Origin of the sequence: Bradyrhizobium prioriisuperbiae, from assembly GCF_032397745.1 — a bacterium.
Lineage (GTDB): Bacteria > Pseudomonadota > Alphaproteobacteria > Rhizobiales > Xanthobacteraceae > Bradyrhizobium_A > Bradyrhizobium_A prioriisuperbiae.
The window spans coordinates 2,413,064-2,432,932 of record NZ_CP135921.1; the positions used below are offsets into that span (position 1 = coordinate 2,413,064).

Genomic DNA, 19,869 nt, shown 5'->3' on the forward strand with positions numbered 1-19,869 from the left:
GGATACGCAACCAGCCTTCGGACAATCCGAAGGCTTGAGCGGCTTGGATGGCGCGTAGGGCTAACCCGCCCCGCTGACTGCGGCCTACTTGGTGTAGAGATTGGCGTAGGTGTCGCGCAGCACGTTCTTCTGCACCTTGCCCATGGTGTTGCGCGGCAGATCGTCGACGAAAATCACCCGCTTGGGCATCTTGAACTTGGCCAGCCGGCCGTCGAGCGCATGGATAATGGTATCTTCGCTCAGCGCTGCCGCCTTGTCGGCCACCACCACGGCGGTGACGCCTTCGCCGAAATCGGCGTGGGCGACGCCAATCACCGCGCTCTCGATCACGCCCGGAACCGCGTCGATCTCGCTTTCGACCTCCTTCGGATACACGTTGAACCCGCCGGAGATCACCAGATCCTTGCCGCGCCCGAGAATGTGGACGTAGCCCTTGTCGTCGATCTTGCCGAGATCGCCGGTGATGAAGAAGCCATCATCGCGGAACTCGGACTTGGTCTTTTCCGGCATCCGCCAGTAACCCTTGAACACGTTCGGCCCCCTGACCTCGATCATGCCGATGGTGTCGCGGGCCAGCTCCGTGCCGTTTTCCGGATCGGTGACCCGCACCGACACGCCGGGCAGCGGCAGGCCGACCGCGCCGGGCACCCGGTCGCCGTCATAGGGGTTCGAGGTGTTCATGTTGGTTTCGGTCATGCCGTAGCGTTCGAGCACGGCGTGGCCGGTTTTTGCGGACCATTCGCGATGGGTGTCGGCGAGCAGCGGCGCCGAGCCGGAGATGAACAGCCGCATGTTCTTGGTCGCATCGCGCGTCAACCGCGGGCTTTGCAGCAGCCGCGTATAGAAGGTCGGCACGCCCATCATCACCGTTGCTCGCGTCATCAGGTCGATTACCTGGTTGGGATCGAACTTGCTGAGGAAGATCATCGAGGCGCGCGCGAACAATGTCACGTTGCTCGCTACGAACAAGCCGTGGGTGTGGTAGATCGGCAGAGCGTGGATCAGCACGTCCTTGTCGGTGAAGCGCCAGAAGTTCACCAGGGTTTGCGAATTCGACACCAGATTGTCATGGCTGAGCATCGCGCCCTTGGAGCGGCCGGTGGTGCCGGAGGTGTAGAGAATGGCGGCGAGATCGTCGCCGGCGCGCGCCACAGTAGCGAATTCGGGTTGGCGGCCCGCCGCGCCGTCGGCGATGCTGCCATGGCCGGCCGGATCAAGCGTATCGACCTTGGCGCCGATGCCATCGGCGAGAGTGGTGATGCCGTCGACCTTGGCCGGGTCGCAGACGATCAGCGATGGCTCGGCGTCACCGACGAAATACGCAATCTCATTCAGGGTGTAGGCCGTGTTGAGCGGCAGGAACACCGCACCGGAGCGCACCGTGGCGAGATACAGCACCAGTGCCTGGACCGACTTCTCCACCTGCACCGCGACCCGGTCGCCAGGCTTGACGCCGCGCGAGATCAGGTAATTCGCGGTACGGCCGGACCGCTCGATCAGGTCGCCATAGCTGATGCGCCCTCCGTCGGCGGTTTCAATCGCCAGGCGGCTCAAATCCCTGACATCGTCGAACAGGCGCGAAAACAGGTTTGCATTCATGGCGGCCGAAAGCTCTGGTTGATGGTGTCCGATGGCGTGGACGGAGTGTTCGATTTTTATTCGCGCATTTGGCCAGCAAGATCAAGTTGGTGGGTGCGGTGCGGATAAGCCGCATCGCGGCCCTGCGGCGCGCGCCTTTCCGTATGCCGGCGTCATTGGTTGTGCCGATGTCATGCGGAGCATATGACATCGGTTCCAATGCTGCCCCGGAGTGTTGTGCATGGCGTCTGCAACGATTGCTCAGATGAGAGCCGTGGAGGCCCTTGCCCGGACCGGCAGGTTTTCGCGTGCGGCGGAAGATCTGGGCGTTAGCCAGCCCACGGTATCGACCCAAATTCAGGCATTCGAGGAGCTCTGCCGAACCCGGATCTTCGTCCGCGACGGGCATACCATCCGCCTGGCGCCCGGCGCGAGCGAGATGATCGCAAAAATCCGGGTGGCCTTGAAATGCATCGATGAGGTGGATCGGAGCATCACCGACACGTCTGCCTTGAAAGGCGGGCTGCTTTCGGTCGGTTTCAGTGCGCACCGCTTGATCATGCCGACCTTGACCGCCTTTGTTCGCAAATATCCGACCCTGCATCTGCAGACGCGCGGGGGACCGTCGCTGGAACTCACGGCCTCGGTGCTGCGGGGTGAACTCGATGTCGCCTCGGTGTCGCAAGCGGCTCCGGACCATCGTTTCGCCTCGGTCAAGCTGCGCAGCTCCCGCGTTGCCATCTATGGCGCCAAAGGGCACCGGCTGTTGAAGAAGGGCCGGTTGAAGCTGTCCGATCTCGACGGCCAGGACATGGTGCTTTGGAACAGCGCGTCGGGAACGCGCGTGGTTCTTGAGGAAGCGGCCAGCAAACAAGGGGTTCGCTTGAAGCCGGTTCTGGAGGTGGCGACGCTGGATGTCGCCTATGCGGCCGCGGCCGCTGGTGTCGGGCTTGCGATATCGATCGAAGGCGAAGTGCGTTCCGACGAGTATATCGACGTCGCGCCCGTCGTCGGGCCCGAGCTTGCCATCGGACATTATCTGATCACGTTGCCCGATTGCCGTGAGCACGCCGCGGTGAGTGCGTTTTTTGACATCGCCATGGAGCAGGGATCGGCTGAGGGCGGCGCGATGCCCTGACGGGGGCTATGTATTCATAGGTGGAATCTATAATTTAGCCATTTTCATTTGATTGTCATATAATTGGCCTAGCTCTTGCAGACGTGTTTGAGGTCGGAGGGCATAGCAAATGAAGAGATACGGCTTTGGTCTTGTGTTGATCGCCGCTGCGATCGCCGGCAGTCCGGTCAGGGCCGACACGACGCTCACGGTCTACACCGCGTTCGAGGCGCAGGATCTGCAGCGCTACAAGGAGACGTTCGAGCGGGCCAATCCCGGCATCAAGCTGAACTGGGTGCGCGATTCCACTGGCGTGGTCACCGCCAAGCTGCTGGCGGAAAAAGATAACCCGCGCGCCGACGTGGTGTGGGGGCTGGCCGCGAGCTCGCTGCTTCTGCTGAAAAGCGAAGCCATGCTCGAGGCCTATGCGCCGAAAAAATCCGAGCGCCTCGAGGCGCGCTTCCGTGACAAATCCAATCCGCCGAGCTGGGTCGGCCTTGATGCCTGGGCTGCGGCGTTGTGCGTCAACACCGTCGAGCTGAAGAAGTCGGGTGCGCCGATGCCGAAAAGTTGGGCCGATCTGACCAAGCCGGCCTACAAGGGCAAGGTGACGATGCCTAATCCCGCGTCGTCCGGCACCGGCTTCCTCGACGTCACCGCCTGGCTGCAGATGTTCGGCGAGGAGAAGGGCTGGGCCTATATGGATGCCCTGCACCAGAACATTGCCGCATATTCCCACTCCGGTTCGAAGCCCTGCAAGGACGCCGCGCGCGGCGAAGCCGTGATCGGTATCTCGTTCGATTTTCGGGGCGCCAAGGAAAAGTCTGCCGGCGCACCGATCGAAGTCGTCGTTCCCGAGGAGGGCATTGGCTGGGAGGCGGAAGCGGCCGGCATCATCGCCGGTACCGACAATCTCGCCGCTGCCAAGGCGCTGCTCGACTTCACCGTCAGTGACGAAGCCATGGCGATGTACAATGTCGGCTACGGCATTGTCGCGGTTCCCGGCATTGCCAAGCCGGTCGAGAATTTTCCCGACAACGTCGCCGCCCGGATGATTCCCAACGACTTCGAATGGGCCGCGGCCAATCGCGAGCGCATCCTCCATGAGTGGAGCAAGCGCTATGACAACAAGAGCGAGCCGAAAGGCTAGCTCATCGGCATGTGCCCGCGCCGCGAGAGCGGCGCGCGGCGGTTTACCTTTCCCTCCAGAACCGCAGGTGTTTCGATGGACAAGTCGGTGAGCCCGCAGCCGCACGTGGCGATCGAGCACGTGACCAAGCGTTTCTCGAATTTTCTGGCGCTGAACGATGTTTCGCTCGACATCAGGAAGGGCGAGTTCATCTGCTTTCTCGGCCCGTCCGGCTGCGGCAAGACCACGCTGCTGCGGGCCATCGCCGGCCTCGACATCCAGTCGGAAGGCCGCATCTTCATGAATGGCAAGGACGTCTCCGGACTGCCGCCGTCGCAGCGCGATTTCGGCATCGTGTTCCAGTCCTATGCACTGTTTCCCAATCTGACGGTGGCGCACAATGTCGCCTACGGGCTGCAGGGGCGCGGCATGCCGCGCGCCGATATCGCCAAGCGGGTGGCGACACTTCTGGCGCTGGTCGGTCTGCCCGATCAGGGCGGCAAGCATCCGGCGCAGCTGTCCGGCGGCCAGCAGCAGCGGGTGGCGCTGGCGCGTGCGCTCGCCACAGAACCCAGCCTCATCCTGCTCGACGAGCCGCTGTCGGCGCTCGATGCCAAAGTGCGCAATCATCTGCGCAAGGAGATGAAGGATCTGCAGCGCAATCTCGGCGTCACCACCATCATGGTGACCCATGATCAGCAGGAGGCGCTGACCATGGCCGATCGCATTGTGGTGATGAACAAGGGCCGGATCGAACAGATCGGAACGCCGGAGGGTATCTATGCCCGGCCGGCCAGCGCCTTTGTCGCCGATTTCGTCGGCGAGATGAATTTCATGCCGGGCGAAGTGATCGGCGACAACCAGATCCGGATCGGCAAGGCCAGCTTCCAGGCCGACACCAGCGCCATCAAGCGGCGCGAAGTCGTCGCGGCGATCCGCCCCGAGGACATCATCATCCAGGACGTCACGGCCAGCCAGCCGAACCGGGTGCAGGCCACCCTGCTTGAAAGCGAATTCCTCGGCTCGTTCCTGCGCGCCCGGATGACCGGCGGCGATCTCGCCGACACCACATTGCGCGCCGATATCGCCATGAATCTGGTGCGCAATCTCGGCGTCAGCCAGGGACAGCAACTGCCGATCGTGCTGCCCGCCGACCGGCTTCGCGTCTATCCGCTGGAGGCGTGACATGGCGGATGTCACCATCGCGTCGGGCGCAGCTGGCATCGACGCGCCGGTCCGGGTGCGGCCGAGGCTGTCTCAGGACGAGGCATTGCAGCGCGGCCTGCTGGGATGGGTCATCCTGTACCTGGTGTGCGCGCTGCTGATACCGCTCGGCATGGTCGGGATGAAGGCGTTCCAGACCTTTTCGTTCCGGCTCGACCAGGTCGAGGTGGAATTCCAGCGCGACGGCCGCTGGGGCGAGCGCGCCACGCTGGCCGATTGGGCCGCGCGGTCGAATTACATCGTCAATGGCGGACTGCGCGCGAGCGAGCGAACCCGCGAGCTGCCGAGCAAGATCATCTCGCGCGGCGATCGCCGGGGCGTCAGCGCGATGCGTCTGCGCGACCTGTCGGCGAGCAGCAACCTGCTGATGGTCGACAGTGCCGCCGTTCGGTCCGGCGACTGGTGGGAGGTCCCGGCAAGCGCATTCGGACAGGTGCAGATCCGCCCGGCGATGGCCTACGGCATCGACAATTTCCGGCATTATTTCGGAACGCCGTCGCTGCGGCAGTCGATCCTCAATTCGGTTGGCATCGCGCTCTTGGTGTCGGCGATCGTCACGCCGATCGCCTTCATCTTCGCGTATGGCCTGACCCGCACCAACATGCGCGGCAAGGGGACGTTCCGCCTGATCGCGTCGGTGCCGGTGCTGATCCCATCTTTGTTGCCCGCGATCGGGTTGATCTATCTGTTCGGCAAGCAGGGCGTGCTGACGCCGCTGTTGTTCGGCGCCTCGATCTACGGGCCGCTCGGCATCGTGCTCGCCAGCATCTTCTTCACCTTGCCGCACGCGCTGGTCATCATGATCGTGGCACTGGGGGCGGCCGACCAGCGCCTGTATGAGGCCGCCGAGGTGCTGCGGGCGTCGCCATGGCGCATCTTCCGCACCGTCACCCTGCCCGGCGCGCGTTATGGCCTGATCTCCGCGACGTTCGTGGTGTTCACCCTGGTGGTAACCGATTTCGGCGTGCCCAAGGTGGTCGGTGGCGATTTCCAGATGCTGGCGCTGGATATCTACAAGCAGGTCATCGGCCAGCAGAATTTCCAGATGGGCGCGGTGGTCTCGATGATCCTGCTGGTGCCCGCGGTGTTCGCCTTTGCGCTCGACCGTGTCGTCAGCCGCAAACAGGTCGCGTTGTTGACCGCGCGCGCCGTGCCTTACGAGCCGAAGCTGGATCCGGCGCGGGACCGCGCGTTCTTCGCCGCCTGCGCCATGATCTCGGTGTTCATCCTGGCTGTGCTCGCCACCTGCCAGATCGCAGCCATCGCCAAGTTCTGGCCTTATGACCTCACGCCCAGCCTGCGGCATTTCGATTTCAACCGCATGGACGGTGGCGGCTGGAAATCCTACTGGAATTCATTGCAGCTCGCGGTGCTGGTCGCGACCATCGGCGCGGTGCTGATCTTCCTCGGCGCCTATCTGATGGAAAAGACCCGTGGCTTCGAGGTCGGCCGGCTGATCACGCACCTGCTGGCAATGGTGCCGATGGCGGTGCCCGGCATGGTGCTGGGCCTTGCCTACATCTTCTTTTTCAACAATCCGTCCAATCCGCTGCATGTGATCTACGGCACCATGGCCATCCTGGTGGTGTGCACGGTCAGCCATCTCTACACCGTGCCGCATCTCACCGCCTCCACCGCGCTGAAGCAGATGGACGGCGAGTTCGAGTCGGTGTCGATGTCGCTGAAGCAGCCGTTCTGGCGGACGTTGGGGCGGGTGAGCGCGCCGGTCTGTTTCCCCTCGATCGCCGAGATCTGGATCTATCTGTTCGTCAACGCCATGACTACGGTGTCGGCGGTGGTGTTCCTCTACAGCCCGTCGACCACGCTGGCCTCGATCGCCGTGCTCAACATGGACGATGCCGGCGATATCGCACCGGCCGCGGCGATGGGCATGATGATTTTCTACACCAACGTCGCGGTGCGGGTCGCCCACACCTGGCTGGTGGGGATGATGGTCGAGCGTGGCCAGAAGTGGCGCAAGCGCTAACGATTGCTCGAAATGGAAAGTGAGTCATGACTGACGGATATGATCTTGCGGTGGTGGGTGCCGGCATTGTCGGGCTCGGGGTGGCGCTGGCGGCGGCGCGGCAGGGCAAGCGCGTGGTTGTGCTGGAGCGCAATCCGCAGGCCATCGGCGCGTCGATCCGCAATTTCGGTTTTGTGACCGTCAGTGGCCAGCGCGCCGGCGATCACTGGGCGCGCGCGATGCGCAGCCGCGACATCTGGGCCGAGATCGTCAATGAGGCCGGGATTGCAGTTCATCATCGCGGCCTGCTCATGCCGGCACGGCGCGACGAAGCGGCGACGGTGCTGGAGGCCTTCCTGAAGACCCCGATGGGGCGGGACTGCCGTCTGATCACCCATGCGGAAGCCGCTGATATGGTACCGTCGCTGCGGATCGAACCGGTGCAGTCGATCCTCTACAGTCCGCATGAGTTGCGGGTCGAATCCGCGGACGCGCTGCCGAGGCTTGCAGCCTGGCTCACCCACAAGCACGGCGTTGAGATTCGCTGGCGAACCGCGGTTCGCGCCATCGATGGCCACCGCATCGAAACCAGCCGCGGGCCGGTGCATGCGGACGCGGTTGCGGTTTGTCCGGGCGACGATTTCTCGACGCTCTACCCCGAGCGCATTGCCGCCCACAATTTGCGTGTCTGCACCTTGCAGATGCTGCGCGTTGCGCCCGGTCGCACCACGCCGTTCCGCGCGGCCGTGATGTCCGACATGAGCCTCGCCCGTTACGAAGGGTTCGCGGCGCTGCCGGAAGCCGACGCGCTGGCCAAACGGCTGGATAGCGAGCAGGCGGAAAGCCGCGCGGCGGGCGTCCACCTGATTGCGGTGCAATCCGCGGACGGATCGCTCGTGGTTGGCGACAGCCATGTCTATGGCGACGCCCAGCAGCCGTTTGCCAGCGAACGTTTCGATCAGCTGATTCTCGACGAGTTCGACCGGGTGTTCGACCTGCCGGAGCGGACGGTGTCGCGCCGCTGGATCGGGACCTATGCCTCGTCGCACGAGCACACGGTGCTGGTCGATCGGCCGGAGGATCACATCCGGATCGTTTTGGTGACCGGCGGCACCGGCGCATCGACAGGGTTCGCGCTCGGCGAACAGGTGATCGACGATCTCTATGGTTCAGAATCAGTGATGAAGCGGGTGGCGGGATGACCAAACTCAAGGCGGCGGTTTTCGACTGGGCGGGCACGGTGATCGATTTCGGCTCGTTCGCCCCGATGGGGGTTTTTGTCGAGGCGTTCCATCGCTTCGGCATCGAGGTGACGATCCCTGAGGCGCGCGGCCCAATGGGCTTGCCGAAATGGGATCACATCAACGCCATGTTGCAGTTGCCCCGGATTCGCGACGCCTGGGCGGCCCGCCACGGTGCGCCACCGACATCTGCCGATGTCGATGCGGTGTACAAGGTGTTCGTGCCGATGAACGAAGAGGTGGTGCATCGCTATGCCGAGCTGGTGCCTGGCACCGCCGAGGTCGCCAAGGCGTTGCGCGCCCGTGGCCTGAAGATCGGCTCCACCACCGGTTACACCCGCTCCATCATGGAGCGCCTGCTACCGCTGGCGAAGGCGCAGGATTATGAAGCGGACAATCTGGTCTGCGCCGGCGACCTGCCCGAGGGGCGGCCGACACCGATGAACATGTACAAATGTTTTCTCGATCTCGGGGTCTGGCCCGGGTCCGCGGTGGTCAAGGTGGACGACACCGGCGTCGGCATCGACGAAGGCGTGGCCGCCGGTTGCTGGACGGTCGGTGTGACCCTCAGCGGCAACGAAGCCGGCCTCACGCCGAAGGAGATCGCTGAATTGTCTCCCGACGCGCTGGAGCAGGTGCGGCAGCGTGCGGCCGCGGCGCTGCGCGCCCATGGCGCCCATTATCTGATCGACACCGTGGCCGACCTGATGCCGGTGATCGACGACATCGAACGCCGGCTCGCCGCCGGAGAGCGGCCGTAAGCGCAACGGTCAAGCCGCGCAAACAGGGAGCGCGCCGGAGCATGGCATGCTGCGGTGATGCAGTGCGCGTGGCTGCGGGTTCCCGACAGGCGCACGCGCAGAACCCGCCGCCCGGCAAAAAGTTTCAAAATGCGCGAAAAATATATCCCGAAACCGCCTGTCCGGCGCCTCCGTAGATCGAGCAACGACAGCCAACAGCTCTTGGGTTTCAAGCCCTGGGTTCAAGCCCTGGGTTTCACCGGGGCTTCCAAGCTCGCTGTCGTTGAGACCTTGATCGCGGGCGGATGGTCCGCCGCAAAATCCAGTCGGGAGATGTCGCATGTCGAAGTACGCAAGCTTGCTGTCGGCCGTTGCAATCGGAGCGCTGATGATCTCGGCGCCGGCCGGCGCGCAGGACAAGATGTCGAGTGAGAAAACCGTGAATGTCGGCGGCGCGCCGATGTATCCGTCCAAGAACATTGTCCAGAACGCGGTCAATTCGAAGGATCACACCACGCTGGTCGCCGCGGTGAAAGCCGCCGGCCTGGTCGATACCCTCTCGGGCGCCGGTCCCTTCACGGTGTTCGCGCCGACCAACGCAGCATTCACCAAGCTGCCCGCAGGCACCGTCGACACCCTGCTGAAGCCCGAGAACAAGCCGAAGCTGACAGCGGTTCTGACCTATCACGTGGTGCCGGGGCGCCTGACCGCGGCCGCGCTGATGAAGGCGGTCAAGGACGGCGGCGGCATGGCCAAGTACAAGACGGTCGAGGGCGATGAGCTGACCATCAAGCAGCCGTCCGCCGGCAAGCTGTCGGTCACCGATGCCAAGGGCGGCACCTCGATGGTGACGATTCCCGACGTGCTGCAGTCGAACGGCGTGATCCACGTGGTCGATACCGTGCTGCTGCCGGGCTGAGGGTGTTCACGACGGACAGTCCCCAAAACCGATCCCCATAGTGCGAGCAGCGAGCCGGGGTAACCCGGCTCGCTTTTTTTTAGCCCCGATCTTTCATACCTTGAGATGTCCGGACGTCGATACCGCGACCGGTCTGAATGCGAGAGTCCCAAGCTCACGGAAAACTGATAAATTCGAAGTAGCGGGAAATTTAACCCGTGTAACGAGTGTTAGTTTATTGCGTAGCAAGAGATAGTCGAACCGCATTCCACGGAACCGCCCATGTCCAGTGTCACAGCCGATCACGATCATGTGTCCGACGCCCCAGCCAAGATTCCAACCAAGTCAAAGGTGATTCAGCCCGGCTGGGTGCGGATCGTGCACTGGATCAACGCGGTCGCGATGATCCTGATGATTATGTCCGGCTGGCAGATCTACAACGCCTCGCCTTTGTTCAATTTCACCTTCTCGCCCTCGATCACGCTTGGCGGCTGGCTCGGCGGTGGCCTGCTGTGGCATTTCGCAGCGATGTGGTTGTTGATGGTCAACGGCCTGGTGTACCTGACCGTCGGGCTGCTCACCGGGCGCTTTCGCAAGAAGCTACTGCCGCTGTCACCATCCGGCGTGGTCGCCGACACCAGGGCGGCGTTCACCGGCAAGCTCTCCCATGATGACCTGACCAAGTACAATCAGGTGCAGAAGCTGCTGTATGCCGGCATCATCATTGTCGGCATCGTCATCGTGCTGTCCGGTCTCTCGATTTGGAAGCCGGTGCAACTGCAATGGCTGACTGCGCTGTTCGGTGGTTACGATGTCGCGCGCTACGTGCACTTCGTCTGTATGGCGGCGATCGTCGGCTTTCTGGTCATTCACGTCGCTCTCGCGCTGATCGTGCCGAAGAGCCTGCGCACCATGATTATCGGTCGCTGAGGATCGTTTCATGAGAAAACTTCGCGAATTGATCATCCCCGGTGTCGACAAGCAGTTGCTGGTCAAGGACGCGGTCAAGCTGATGCCCGACGTGACGCGGCGGCGTTTCATCGCCGGCGGCGCGAGTTTCGGCGCGCTGACGCTGCTGACCGGTTGCGACGTCTCGGATAGTTTTTCCGCAGACAATCTGTTGACCCACATTTCGAAATTCAACGACTCGGTGCAGGCGGCACTGTTCAACCCCAACACGCTGGCGCCGACATTTCCCGACAGCGCGATCACCAAGCCGTTTCCGTTCAATGCGTATTATTCGCTGGACGAAGCTCCCGAGGTCGACGGCGAGGAGTACAGGTTCGAGGTCACGGGCCTGGTCGAGAACAAGAAGGCCTGGACGCTGAAGGAGCTGCACGCGCTGCCGCAGGTCAAGCAGGTCACCCGCCACATCTGCGTGGAGGGATGGAGCGCGATTGGAAGCTGGACCGGCACGCCGCTGCGCGACTTTCTCAAGCTTGTCGGCGCCGACACCACGGCCAAATATTGCTGGTTCCGCTGCGCCGAGGGTTACACCAGCACACTCGACATGCCGACCGCGCTGCATTCGCAGACCCAGATGACCTTCAAGTTCGGCGACGAGATCCTGCCCAAAGCTTACGGTTATCCGATGAAGATCCGGGTCCCGACCAAACTCGGGTTCAAGAATCCGAAATACGTCATCGGCATGGATATCACCAACGACTACCGGGGCGGCTACTGGGAAGACCAGGGCTACAATGCCTTCAGCGGCAGCTAGTGGCGGCATCCGACTGACGGCCTCCGCCGATTGTGGAGCCTCGAGGTATGCCTTTCACACCTTACAAGGTATGCCGTTGTGGCGTGTCTTTTCGCAGGACGTGCTAGTTTATCCCATCGCCAATCAAGCCATGAGGTCATGATGATCGTTCGCGCTTTGCTCACCGCCGTCGCTTTTGTCGCACTCGCCACCAACTGCGCCGTCGCCCAGACGGCGAAGGCTGCCGTCAAGAACGCGGATGGCGCCACCGTCGGCAGCATCGATTTGACGCAGGTGTCCGACGGCGTGCTGGTGAAGCTTGCCGTCAAGGGCCTGCCGCCCGGCGAACACGCGTTTCACGTCCACGCAGTGGGAAAGTGCGAGCCGCCGTTCACCACGGCCGGTGGTCACTTCAATCCCGGCAACAAGAAGCACGGCATGATGTCGACTGAGGGCCATCACGCCGGCGATATGCCGAACCTGATCGTCCCGGCGTCCGGCGAAGTCGCGGTCGAGGTGGTCAATACCGGTGTGACCCTCGAAAAGGGCAAGCCGAACTCGCTCTACAAGCCCGAAGGGACCGCGTTCGTGATCCATGCCGCAGCGGACGATTACAAGACCGACCCCACCGGCAATGCCGGCGGTCGCATCGCCTGCGCCGTGGTCGAATAACCAGTCTTTGGATACCGCTCGCCCGGTCCGGTTCCGGGGGCTGTTGGATACCGCGTCCGCCTCCGGAATAAATTCCGGGTGGCGGACGTTGCTTTTCCTGGGCCCGACTTGTTGTCAGGAAACTTGCTCCGATCGCGATCTAACGTAATCGTGAGCGCTCTCACGGCTTCAAAAACTCTTTCCGCTCCATGCGTTACGCCGACGCGACAACAGGTCGCCGGGCGCTGATGTTGCGATGCAAAAGGATGCGGCTCATGTTGGCCAATGAACAGATCTTCAGAATCAATCGCGTTTGATTCCGTCTGCGATCTCTCAATCATCTCATCTGAAGGCTTCAAGAAGGACCTGGAATGTTAGGGCGCTTACACGTGGTTCCGTCGATGCTGCTGGTGTTCGGCGCGGCGGTGCTTCTCTCCGGTTGCAACGAGCAGAGCGTGGCGTCCGCGTCGCCTCCCGAGCCGCCGGAGGTCAGCGTCGTTACGGTCAAGCCGTCGCCGCGCGCGATCGTTCGCGAATTGCCGGGGCGCATCGCGCCGCTGCGGGTCGCCGAGGTCAGGCCGCGGGTGTCCGGAATCATCGTAGCGCGCTCGTTCCAGCAAGGCAGCCGCGTCAAAGCCGGCGATGCGCTCTATCAGATCGATCCGAAGCCGTTCGAAGTGGAACTGCAGGCGACCGAAGCCGCATTGGCAAAAGCCGAAGCGGTGAAGGAACAGGCGGGGCAGCACGCCCGGCGTGTCGGCATTCTCGCCAGCGGCCAGGCCGCGTCGCAAGCCTCGAACGAGACCGCGATCGCTTCGCTGCGTCAGGCCGAGGCCGATATCGCCGCGCGCCAGGCGGATGTCGCGCGCGCGCGGCTCAATCTCGGCTACGCCACCATCCGCGCGCCGATCAGCGGCGTCATCGGTGCGGCGCTGCTGAGCGAAGGCGCGCTGGTGGTGCAGAATGAAGCCAGCAGCCTCGCCACCATCCAGCAGCTCGATTCGGTTTATGCGGACTTCACCCAGTCGATCAGTGAAATGAACCGGCTGCGCCGGGATTTCGAGCGCGGCGATCTCGATCGCGTTGCGCCGGACGCGGCCAAGGTCCGCCTCGTGCTGGACGACGGATCGGTCTATCCGGAAAATGGCAAGCTGCTGTTCTCCGATGCCAAGGTCGACGCCAACACCGGGCAGGTCACACTGCGCGGCGAATTCAGGAATCCAAAGCAGGAGCTGCTGCCCGGCCTGTATGTCCGCGTGCTGATCGAACAGGGCCGTGATCCGGATGCTCTCAGCGTGCCGCCGCAGGCGATCCAGCGGAACAGCTCGGGGGCCAGCGAAGTCTACCTGGTGAAGGACGACAATCGCATTGTTGCGCAACCGGTCCGCACCGGAAACCTGGTCGACGGCCAATGGCTGATCACTGAAGGCCTGGAACCCGGCCAGCGCGTCGTGGTCGAGGGTTTCCAGAAATTCGCCGTGGGCGACGTCGTCAGGCCCAGCGCATGGAACGACGCGCAGGCGGTCGACGGTGCGGCAGCCCGCGATCAATCCGCCGCGGCCAAGCAGACTCAGCCGGCGGTGCGCTGACGAGAGATCGGACTGAGTGTCTCCTCATGGTGAGGAGGCGCGATAGCGCCGTCTCGAACCATATGGTCTCATTTGCCGAGAGGTAGCCAAAGCTGCTGCTCGGAGTCTGACTTAAAGAATAGCTGAAGGCAGCTCGCCACATTCAGCGTCATCACCGGGTTGACCCGGTGATCCAGCTTAGACCCGATCTTTGCCGTTGTTTTGCAGAAGAAAGCTGGATTGCCGGGTCGAGCCCGGCAATGACGGAGTGGGGACGATGCGACATACAGGGACGTAAACCAATGCCAGCGTTTTTCATCGACCGCCCGATCTTCGCCTGGGTGGTCGCGCTCTTCATTTGCTTGCTCGGCGCGATTTCGATTCCGTTCCTGGCGATCGCGCAGTATCCGATCATCGCGCCACCGTCGATTTCGATTTCGACCAGTTATCCCGGCGCGTCGCCGGAAGAGCTCTACAACAGCACCACGCGGCTGATCGAAGAGGAGCTCAATGGCGCCTCCGGCATCCTGAATTTTGAATCCACCAGCGATTCGCTGGGGCAGGTCGAGATTATCGCCAACTTCGTGCCGGGCACCGACTCCAGCCTTGCCTCGGTCGAAGTGCAGAACCGCATCAAGCGCGTCGAAGCGCGGCTTCCCCGCGCCGTGATCCAGCAAGGCATCCTGGTCGAGGAAGCCTCCAGCGCGGTGCTGCAGATCGTCACGCTGCAGTCGACCGACGGAAGCCTCGACGAGGTCGGTCTCGGCGATTTCATGATCCGCAACGTGGTCGGCGAAATCCGCCGTATTCCCGGCGTCGGCCGCGCCACGCTGTATTCGACCGAACGCTCGCTGCGGGTCTGGATCGATCCCGCCAAGCTGGTGGGCTTCAATCTGACCGCCGACGATGTGACCAGGGCGATCACCGCGCAGAACGCACAGGTCGCTTCGGGCAGCATCGGCGCGGAGCCCAGTCCCAAGGATCAGCAGATTTCCGCACTGGTGCTGGTGAAGGGACAGCTTGCGTCCACCGAGGAGTTCGGCGCTATCGTGCTGCGCGCCAATCCGGACGGTTCGACCGTGCGGCTGCGCGACGTCGCGCGCATCGAAGTCGGCGGTCTGGGTTATCAGTTCACCACCCGCCAGGATGGCAAGTCCAGCGCCGGTCTCTCCGTGCTGCTGTCGCCGACCGGCAATGCGCTGGCCACCGCGAGCGCGGTGGAAGCCAAGATGAGGGAGCTGTCGAAGTTCTTTCCGTCCACCATCACCTACGACATTCCCTACAACATCACGCCGGTGGTCAAGGCGTCGATCACCAAGGTTCTTGAGACCCTGGTCGAGGCGGTCGCCCTCGTCTTTGTCGTGATGTTCCTGTTCCTGCAGAACTTCCGCTATACACTGATCCCCACCATCGTCGTTCCGGTGGCGCTGCTCGGCACCTGCTTCACGCTGTTCCTGTTCGGCTATTCCATCAACATGCTCACCATGTTCGGCATGGTGCTGGCGATCGGCATCCTGGTCGATGACGCCATCGTGGTGGTGGAGAACGTCGAGCGCATCATGGCCGAGGAAGGCCTGTCGCCGCGCGAGGCGACGCGCAAGGCGATGACCCAGATCACCAGCGCGATCATCGGTATCACCTTGGTGCTGATTGCGGTGCTCGTGCCGATGGCGTTCTTTCCGGGATCGGTCGGCATCATCTACAAGCAGTTCTCGGTCACCATCGTCGCCGCCATCGCCTTCTCGGCGCTGATGGCGCTGACGCTGACGCCGGCGCTGTGCGCGACCCTGCTCAAGCCAGTCGAGGCCGGGCATGGCCATGCCCGCAAGGGTGTGTTCGGCTGGTTCAACACCCGGCTCGATCAGGTGAAAGATGGTTATGGCCGCGTCGTCGGCTGGTCGATCCGCCGCACCGGCCGACTGTTGCTGATCTATCTGGCGCTGCTTGCCGGTCTCACCTTCGCCTTCATCCGCCTGCCCGGCGGCTTCCTGCCGATCGACGATCAGGGCTTTATGACGGTCGACGTGCAGACGCCGCCGGAATCGTCGTTTAATCGCACCGAGGGCGCGGTCGAGAAGGTCGAAGCTTATCTCAAGACCCGTGCGGGTATCGAAAACGTGACCTTCCTGACCGGGTTCAGCTTCCTCGGCCAGGGCATGAATACCGCGCAGGCGTTCGTCACCCTGAAGAACTGGTCCGAGCGTGGGCCGAAGGAGTCCGCGGCTGCCATCGTCGATGACGTCAACAAGTCGCTGTCCTCGATCCGCGACGCCAAGATCTCGGCGTTGCAGCCGCCGCCGATCGACAACCTCGGAAATTCCAGCGGTTTCAGCTTCCGCCTGCAGGACCGCGGCCAGAAGGGCTACGACGCGCTGATGAAAGCGAAGGACGAATTGCTTGCGGCGGCGAAGCGCAGCCGCATTCTGCAGGACGTCTATGCCGAAGGCCTGCCCGAAGCACCGCAGGTGCAGTTGCTGATCGATCGTGAGCAGGCGGGCGCGCTCGGCGTGACGTTTGCCGATATCAACAGCACGATCTCGACCAACCTCGGCTCGAACTATGTCAACGACTTCCCCAACCGCGGCCGCATGCAGCGGGTGATCGTGCAGGTCGACGGCATCAGCCGGATGAATCCGAACGACATCCTGGCCTACAACGTCAAGAACAGCCGCGGCGAACTGGTGCCGTTCTCCTCCTTCGCCACCGTCAAATGGGCGGTGGGGCCGACCCAGATTATCGGCTTCAACTATTACCCGGCGGTGCGTATCAGCGGCTCGGCGCGTCCCGGCTTTACCTCGGGCGACGCCATTGCCGAGATGGAGAAGCTGGCGGCGCAGCTGCCGCGCGGCTTCGGCTTCGAGTGGACGGGGCAGTCGCTGCAGGAGAAGCTGTCGGGATCGCAGGCGCCGTTCCTGCTGGGATTGTCGGCCCTGGTGGTGTTCCTGTGCCTGGCCGCGCTCTATGAAAGCTGGACGATCCCGATCGCGGTGCTGATGACCGTTCCGCTCGGCATCTGCGGCGCCGTCATCGCCGCCATGACGCGCGGTCTGCCCAACGACGTCTACTTCACGGTTGGCCTCGTGACGATCATCGGACTAGCCGCGAAGGATGCTATTCTGATCATCGAGTTCGCCAAGGATTTGCGCGCGCAAGGCAAGCCGTTGCTGGAGGCGACCATGGAGGCCTGCCATCTGCGTTTCCGCCCGATCCTAATGACCGGTTTGGCCTTCGTCTGCGGTGTGCTGCCGATGGTGATCGCCAGCGGTGCCGGCGCCAAGAGCCAGCAGGCGCTCGGCACCGGTGTGATGGGCGGCATGATCGCGGTGGTGGTGCTGGCGCTGTTGATGGTGCCGGTGTTTTTCGTGGCGGTGCAGAAGTTCTTCAGCCGCTCCGAGCGCGGCGATGCCGCGGGCGACGACACCACCGGCACGAAGCGCCGCCCCTGGTGGCAGCGGCTGCGCTTTGGCAGGTCCAGCACGGATCATGCGCCGCGTGCGGAGTCCGCAGAGTAGCCCTCCGCGTTCCGGTCACGCGGGCTGCGGCAACTTGCGCTGAAACGCGCTGGCAATCGCGCCGATGGCAAGTGTCAGCGCGGAGATGTTCAGCGCGGTGCCGAGGCTGCCCATGGCATCGCTGATGGCGCCGGTAACGATCGGACCCAGTGTCTGGCCCAGGCTGAAGGCAATGGTCATCACCGCGATCGCTTTCGGCCACGCGTCCGGCGGATAGTTGAACCGTACGAAGGCGGTGGTGGAGGTGACCACCGCAAAGAAGGCGTTGCCGAACACGAGCGCCGAGGCCACCAGCATCAGCGGCGAATGCCTCAGCAGCGGCAGCACCGCGCCGACCATTGTGATGCCGATCAGGATCCCCGTGCTCATGCCGCTGGCGCCACGCGCCATCAGTCTGCGCCAGACCCAGGGCGAAGCGAATGCGCCACTGCCGATCAGGCACCAGAACGCCGATTGCGCCAGCGGACTGCCCCCGGCGTCGCGCACATAGGCGATCATGAAGGTCATGTAGGCGATATAGCCGGCGCCGAAACAGAAGTAGCCGACGAGATAGGCCAGCACGGGCGTCAGCGGAATCCGGATCGCGCTGGCGTGCGCCGGCAGCGGTGCGCTGGCGATCGGGTTGAGCATCAGCACGGCGGTCATCAGCGCGGAGATGGCGGCGAGCACCGCCCACACCGTCCACCAGGAGCCCGGGCCAAGAGCCTGCAGCAGGAACGGCGCGATCAGCCCCGACAGCACGATACCGAGTGCGGGGCCGGTGTAGAACAGGCTGAGCAGCAACGAAGCGCGCGCGGGCTGCGACTGCGCGATGGTGGCCCCGAGCGCGCCGCCGCCGACGAAGGAAATCGCAGCGCCCGCGCCGGCGAGGAACCGCGCCAGGCTCAGCACTGTGAAGTTGCCGGTGGCCGCGCACATCGCCAGCGAGATCACGCAGATCACGGCCCCGATCCAGGCTGCGGCAAACAGGCCGGCGCGGCGCACGAAGCTGGCCGCGCCCAACGCGCCGGCGAGATAGCCAATCGCGTTCATGGTGTTCATGAAGCCGGCGGCCGAATATGACCAGCCGAGGCTGTCGCGCATATCCGGGAGCACCAGCGAATAGGCAAAACGGCCGATGCCGAGCCCGATCGCCGGCGACAGGGCCAGAATGAGGATCAGGCGTGCGGGGTGTGCATAGGCTGGTGGCGTCTTGTCGGGGATGTGAACCATCGAAGCTCCGGCGGGCCCCCATTTGGACAGCGCCGGCCCTGTTCCGCAAGCCGGGCGCCCGGAATTGGTGTCTTGCAAATCCCGCAATGGCACTCTAGCACGTGGCCATCTCATCCTTTGGTATCGGTAAAGGCGACCCCCAATGTCGATAAATATGGCGACGACCCATAAGCTGCTGCTCCTGCCCGGTGACGGTATCGGCCCTGAGGTGATGGCCGAGGTGAAACGTCTGATCGACTGGCTGAATGCAAAGGGCATTGCCAAGTTCGAGACCGAAAGCGGCCTGGTGGGCGGCGCCAGCTATGATGCGGACAAGGTGTCGATCACCGACAAGACCATGGCACTGGCGCAGGCCGCCGACGCCGTGATCTTCGGAGCGGTCGGCGGTCCGAAGTGGGACAGCGTGCCCTATGACGTGCGGCCCGAAGCCGGGCTGCTGCGGCTGCGCAAGGACCTCGCGCTGTTCGCCAATCTGCGGCCGGCGATCTGCTATCCGGCACTGGCGGAATCCTCCAGCCTGCGCCGCGAGGTGGTGGAAGGCCTCGACATCATGATCGTGCGCGAGCTCACCGGTGGCGTGTATTTCGGCGAGCCCAAGACCATCACCGATCTCGGCAACGGCCAGAAGCGCGCCATCGATACCCAGGTCTACGACACCTATGAAATCGAGCGCATCGCCCGAGTCGCGTTCGATCTCGCGCGCAAGCGCCGCAACAAAGTCACCTCGATGGAAAAGCGCAACGTCATGAAGTCCGGCGTGCTCTGGAACGAGGTGGTGACGCAGGTGCATGGCCGCGAATACAAGGACGTGCAGCTCGAGCACCAGCTCGCGGATTCCGGCGGCATGCAGCTGGTGAAGGCACCCAAGCAGTTCGACGTCATCGTCACTGACAACCTGTTCGGCGACATGCTGTCGGATATCGCGGCGATGCTGACGGGGTCGATCGGCATGCTGTCGTCGGCGTCGCTCGGCGAGACCGATGCCAAGACCGGCAAGCGCAAGGCGCTGTACGAGCCGGTGCATGGCTCGGCGCCCGATATCGCCGGCCAGGGCGCGGCCAATCCGATCGCGATGCTGGCATCGTTCGGCATGGCGCTGCGCTATTCGCTCGACCTCGGCACCCTTGCCGACAAGCTCGACGAAGCCATCGCGGCGGTGTTGGCCAAGGGGCTGCGCACCGGCGACATCAAGTCCGAAGGTTCGACCGTGGTCAGCACGGCACAGATGGGCGAAGCGATCGTGAATGAGCTGCAGGCGCTGCACGCCTGATCGGCAGGCTCACCGCGGGGAATAAAAGATTCCATAAAAAATGCCCGGCGGTGAGCCGGGCATT

Annotated in this window: 15 protein-coding genes; 13 read left to right on the forward strand and 2 right to left on the reverse strand. The window is 63.4% G+C overall.

Annotated elements, in window-relative coordinates; translation table 11 throughout:
• Positions 1–84 precede the first annotated feature (84 nt).
• On the reverse strand, positions 85–1,599 hold the full coding sequence (locus RS897_RS11350) for a malonate--CoA ligase (protein ID WP_315836648.1): 1,515 nt from the start codon (positions 1,597–1,599) through the stop codon (positions 85–87).
• 220 nt (positions 1,600–1,819) lie between these two features.
• Here RS897_RS11350 and RS897_RS11355 point away from each other — a divergent pair, with 220 nt between their 5' ends.
• The 12 genes from RS897_RS11355 to RS897_RS11410 all read left to right on the forward strand — a co-directional run bounded on the left by RS897_RS11355 (position 1,820) and on the right by RS897_RS11410 (position 17,323).
• The gene (locus RS897_RS11355; RefSeq protein WP_315836649.1) at positions 1,820–2,716 is read left to right on the forward strand and encodes a LysR family transcriptional regulator; all 897 of its coding nucleotides are present in this window, start codon (positions 1,820–1,822) and stop codon (positions 2,714–2,716) included.
• Positions 2,717–2,825: 109 nt separating this feature from the next.
• A complete protein-coding gene (locus tag RS897_RS11360) occupies positions 2,826–3,845 on the forward strand; it encodes a putative 2-aminoethylphosphonate ABC transporter substrate-binding protein (protein WP_315836650.1) in 1,020 nt (339 codons plus the stop codon).
• 75 nt (positions 3,846–3,920) lie between these two features.
• Positions 3,921–5,009 (forward strand): putative 2-aminoethylphosphonate ABC transporter ATP-binding protein, encoded by a 1,089-nt coding sequence (locus tag RS897_RS11365; protein ID WP_315836651.1) that lies wholly within the window; start codon positions 3,921–3,923, stop codon positions 5,007–5,009.
• Between the two features lies 1 nt (position 5,010).
• The gene (locus RS897_RS11370) at positions 5,011–7,035 is read left to right on the forward strand and encodes a putative 2-aminoethylphosphonate ABC transporter permease subunit (RefSeq protein ID WP_315836652.1); all 2,025 of its coding nucleotides are present in this window, start codon (positions 5,011–5,013) and stop codon (positions 7,033–7,035) included.
• A 26-nt stretch (positions 7,036–7,061) separates the two neighbouring features.
• Positions 7,062–8,216, forward strand: a complete 1,155-nt coding sequence (locus RS897_RS11375; RefSeq protein WP_315836653.1) for a TIGR03364 family FAD-dependent oxidoreductase — start codon at positions 7,062–7,064, stop codon at positions 8,214–8,216.
• The gene (gene phnX / locus RS897_RS11380; protein WP_315836654.1) at positions 8,213–9,016 is read left to right on the forward strand and encodes a phosphonoacetaldehyde hydrolase; all 804 of its coding nucleotides are present in this window, start codon (positions 8,213–8,215) and stop codon (positions 9,014–9,016) included. Before RS897_RS11375 ends, phnX begins: the two co-directional genes overlap by 4 nt.
• Positions 9,017–9,335: 319 nt before the next feature.
• Complete coding sequence (locus RS897_RS11385) at positions 9,336–9,914, forward strand: fasciclin domain-containing protein (protein WP_315836655.1); 579 nt, start codon at positions 9,336–9,338, stop codon at positions 9,912–9,914.
• Between the two features lie 261 nt (positions 9,915–10,175).
• Positions 10,176–10,823 carry a cytochrome b/b6 domain-containing protein gene (locus tag RS897_RS11390; RefSeq protein WP_315836656.1) on the forward strand — a complete coding sequence of 216 codons (648 nt, stop codon included), beginning with the start codon at positions 10,176–10,178 and terminating at the stop codon, positions 10,821–10,823.
• A gap of 10 nt (positions 10,824–10,833) precedes the next feature.
• On the forward strand, positions 10,834–11,613 hold the full coding sequence (locus tag RS897_RS11395) for a molybdopterin-dependent oxidoreductase (RefSeq protein WP_315836657.1): 780 nt from the start codon (positions 10,834–10,836) through the stop codon (positions 11,611–11,613).
• A 141-nt stretch (positions 11,614–11,754) separates the two neighbouring features.
• Positions 11,755–12,264, forward strand: coding sequence for a superoxide dismutase family protein (locus tag RS897_RS11400; RefSeq protein WP_315836658.1), 510 nt, complete (start codon positions 11,755–11,757; stop codon positions 12,262–12,264).
• A gap of 350 nt (positions 12,265–12,614) precedes the next feature.
• Positions 12,615–13,832 (forward strand): efflux RND transporter periplasmic adaptor subunit, encoded by a 1,218-nt coding sequence (locus RS897_RS11405; RefSeq protein ID WP_315836659.1) that lies wholly within the window; start codon positions 12,615–12,617, stop codon positions 13,830–13,832.
• A 281-nt stretch (positions 13,833–14,113) separates the two neighbouring features.
• Positions 14,114–17,323, forward strand: a complete 3,210-nt coding sequence (locus tag RS897_RS11410) for a multidrug efflux RND transporter permease subunit (RefSeq protein ID WP_315836660.1) — start codon at positions 14,114–14,116, stop codon at positions 17,321–17,323.
• Positions 17,324–17,338: 15 nt separating this feature from the next.
• Here RS897_RS11410 and RS897_RS11415 read toward each other — a convergent pair whose 3' ends face one another.
• The gene (locus RS897_RS11415; RefSeq protein WP_315836661.1) at positions 17,339–18,535 is read right to left on the reverse strand and encodes a YbfB/YjiJ family MFS transporter; all 1,197 of its coding nucleotides are present in this window, start codon (positions 18,533–18,535) and stop codon (positions 17,339–17,341) included.
• A 154-nt stretch (positions 18,536–18,689) separates the two neighbouring features.
• Here RS897_RS11415 and leuB point away from each other — a divergent pair, with 154 nt between their 5' ends.
• Positions 18,690–19,805, forward strand: a complete 1,116-nt coding sequence (leuB, locus tag RS897_RS11420; RefSeq protein WP_315838598.1) for a 3-isopropylmalate dehydrogenase — start codon at positions 18,690–18,692, stop codon at positions 19,803–19,805.
• Positions 19,806–19,869: the final 64 nt, after the last annotated feature.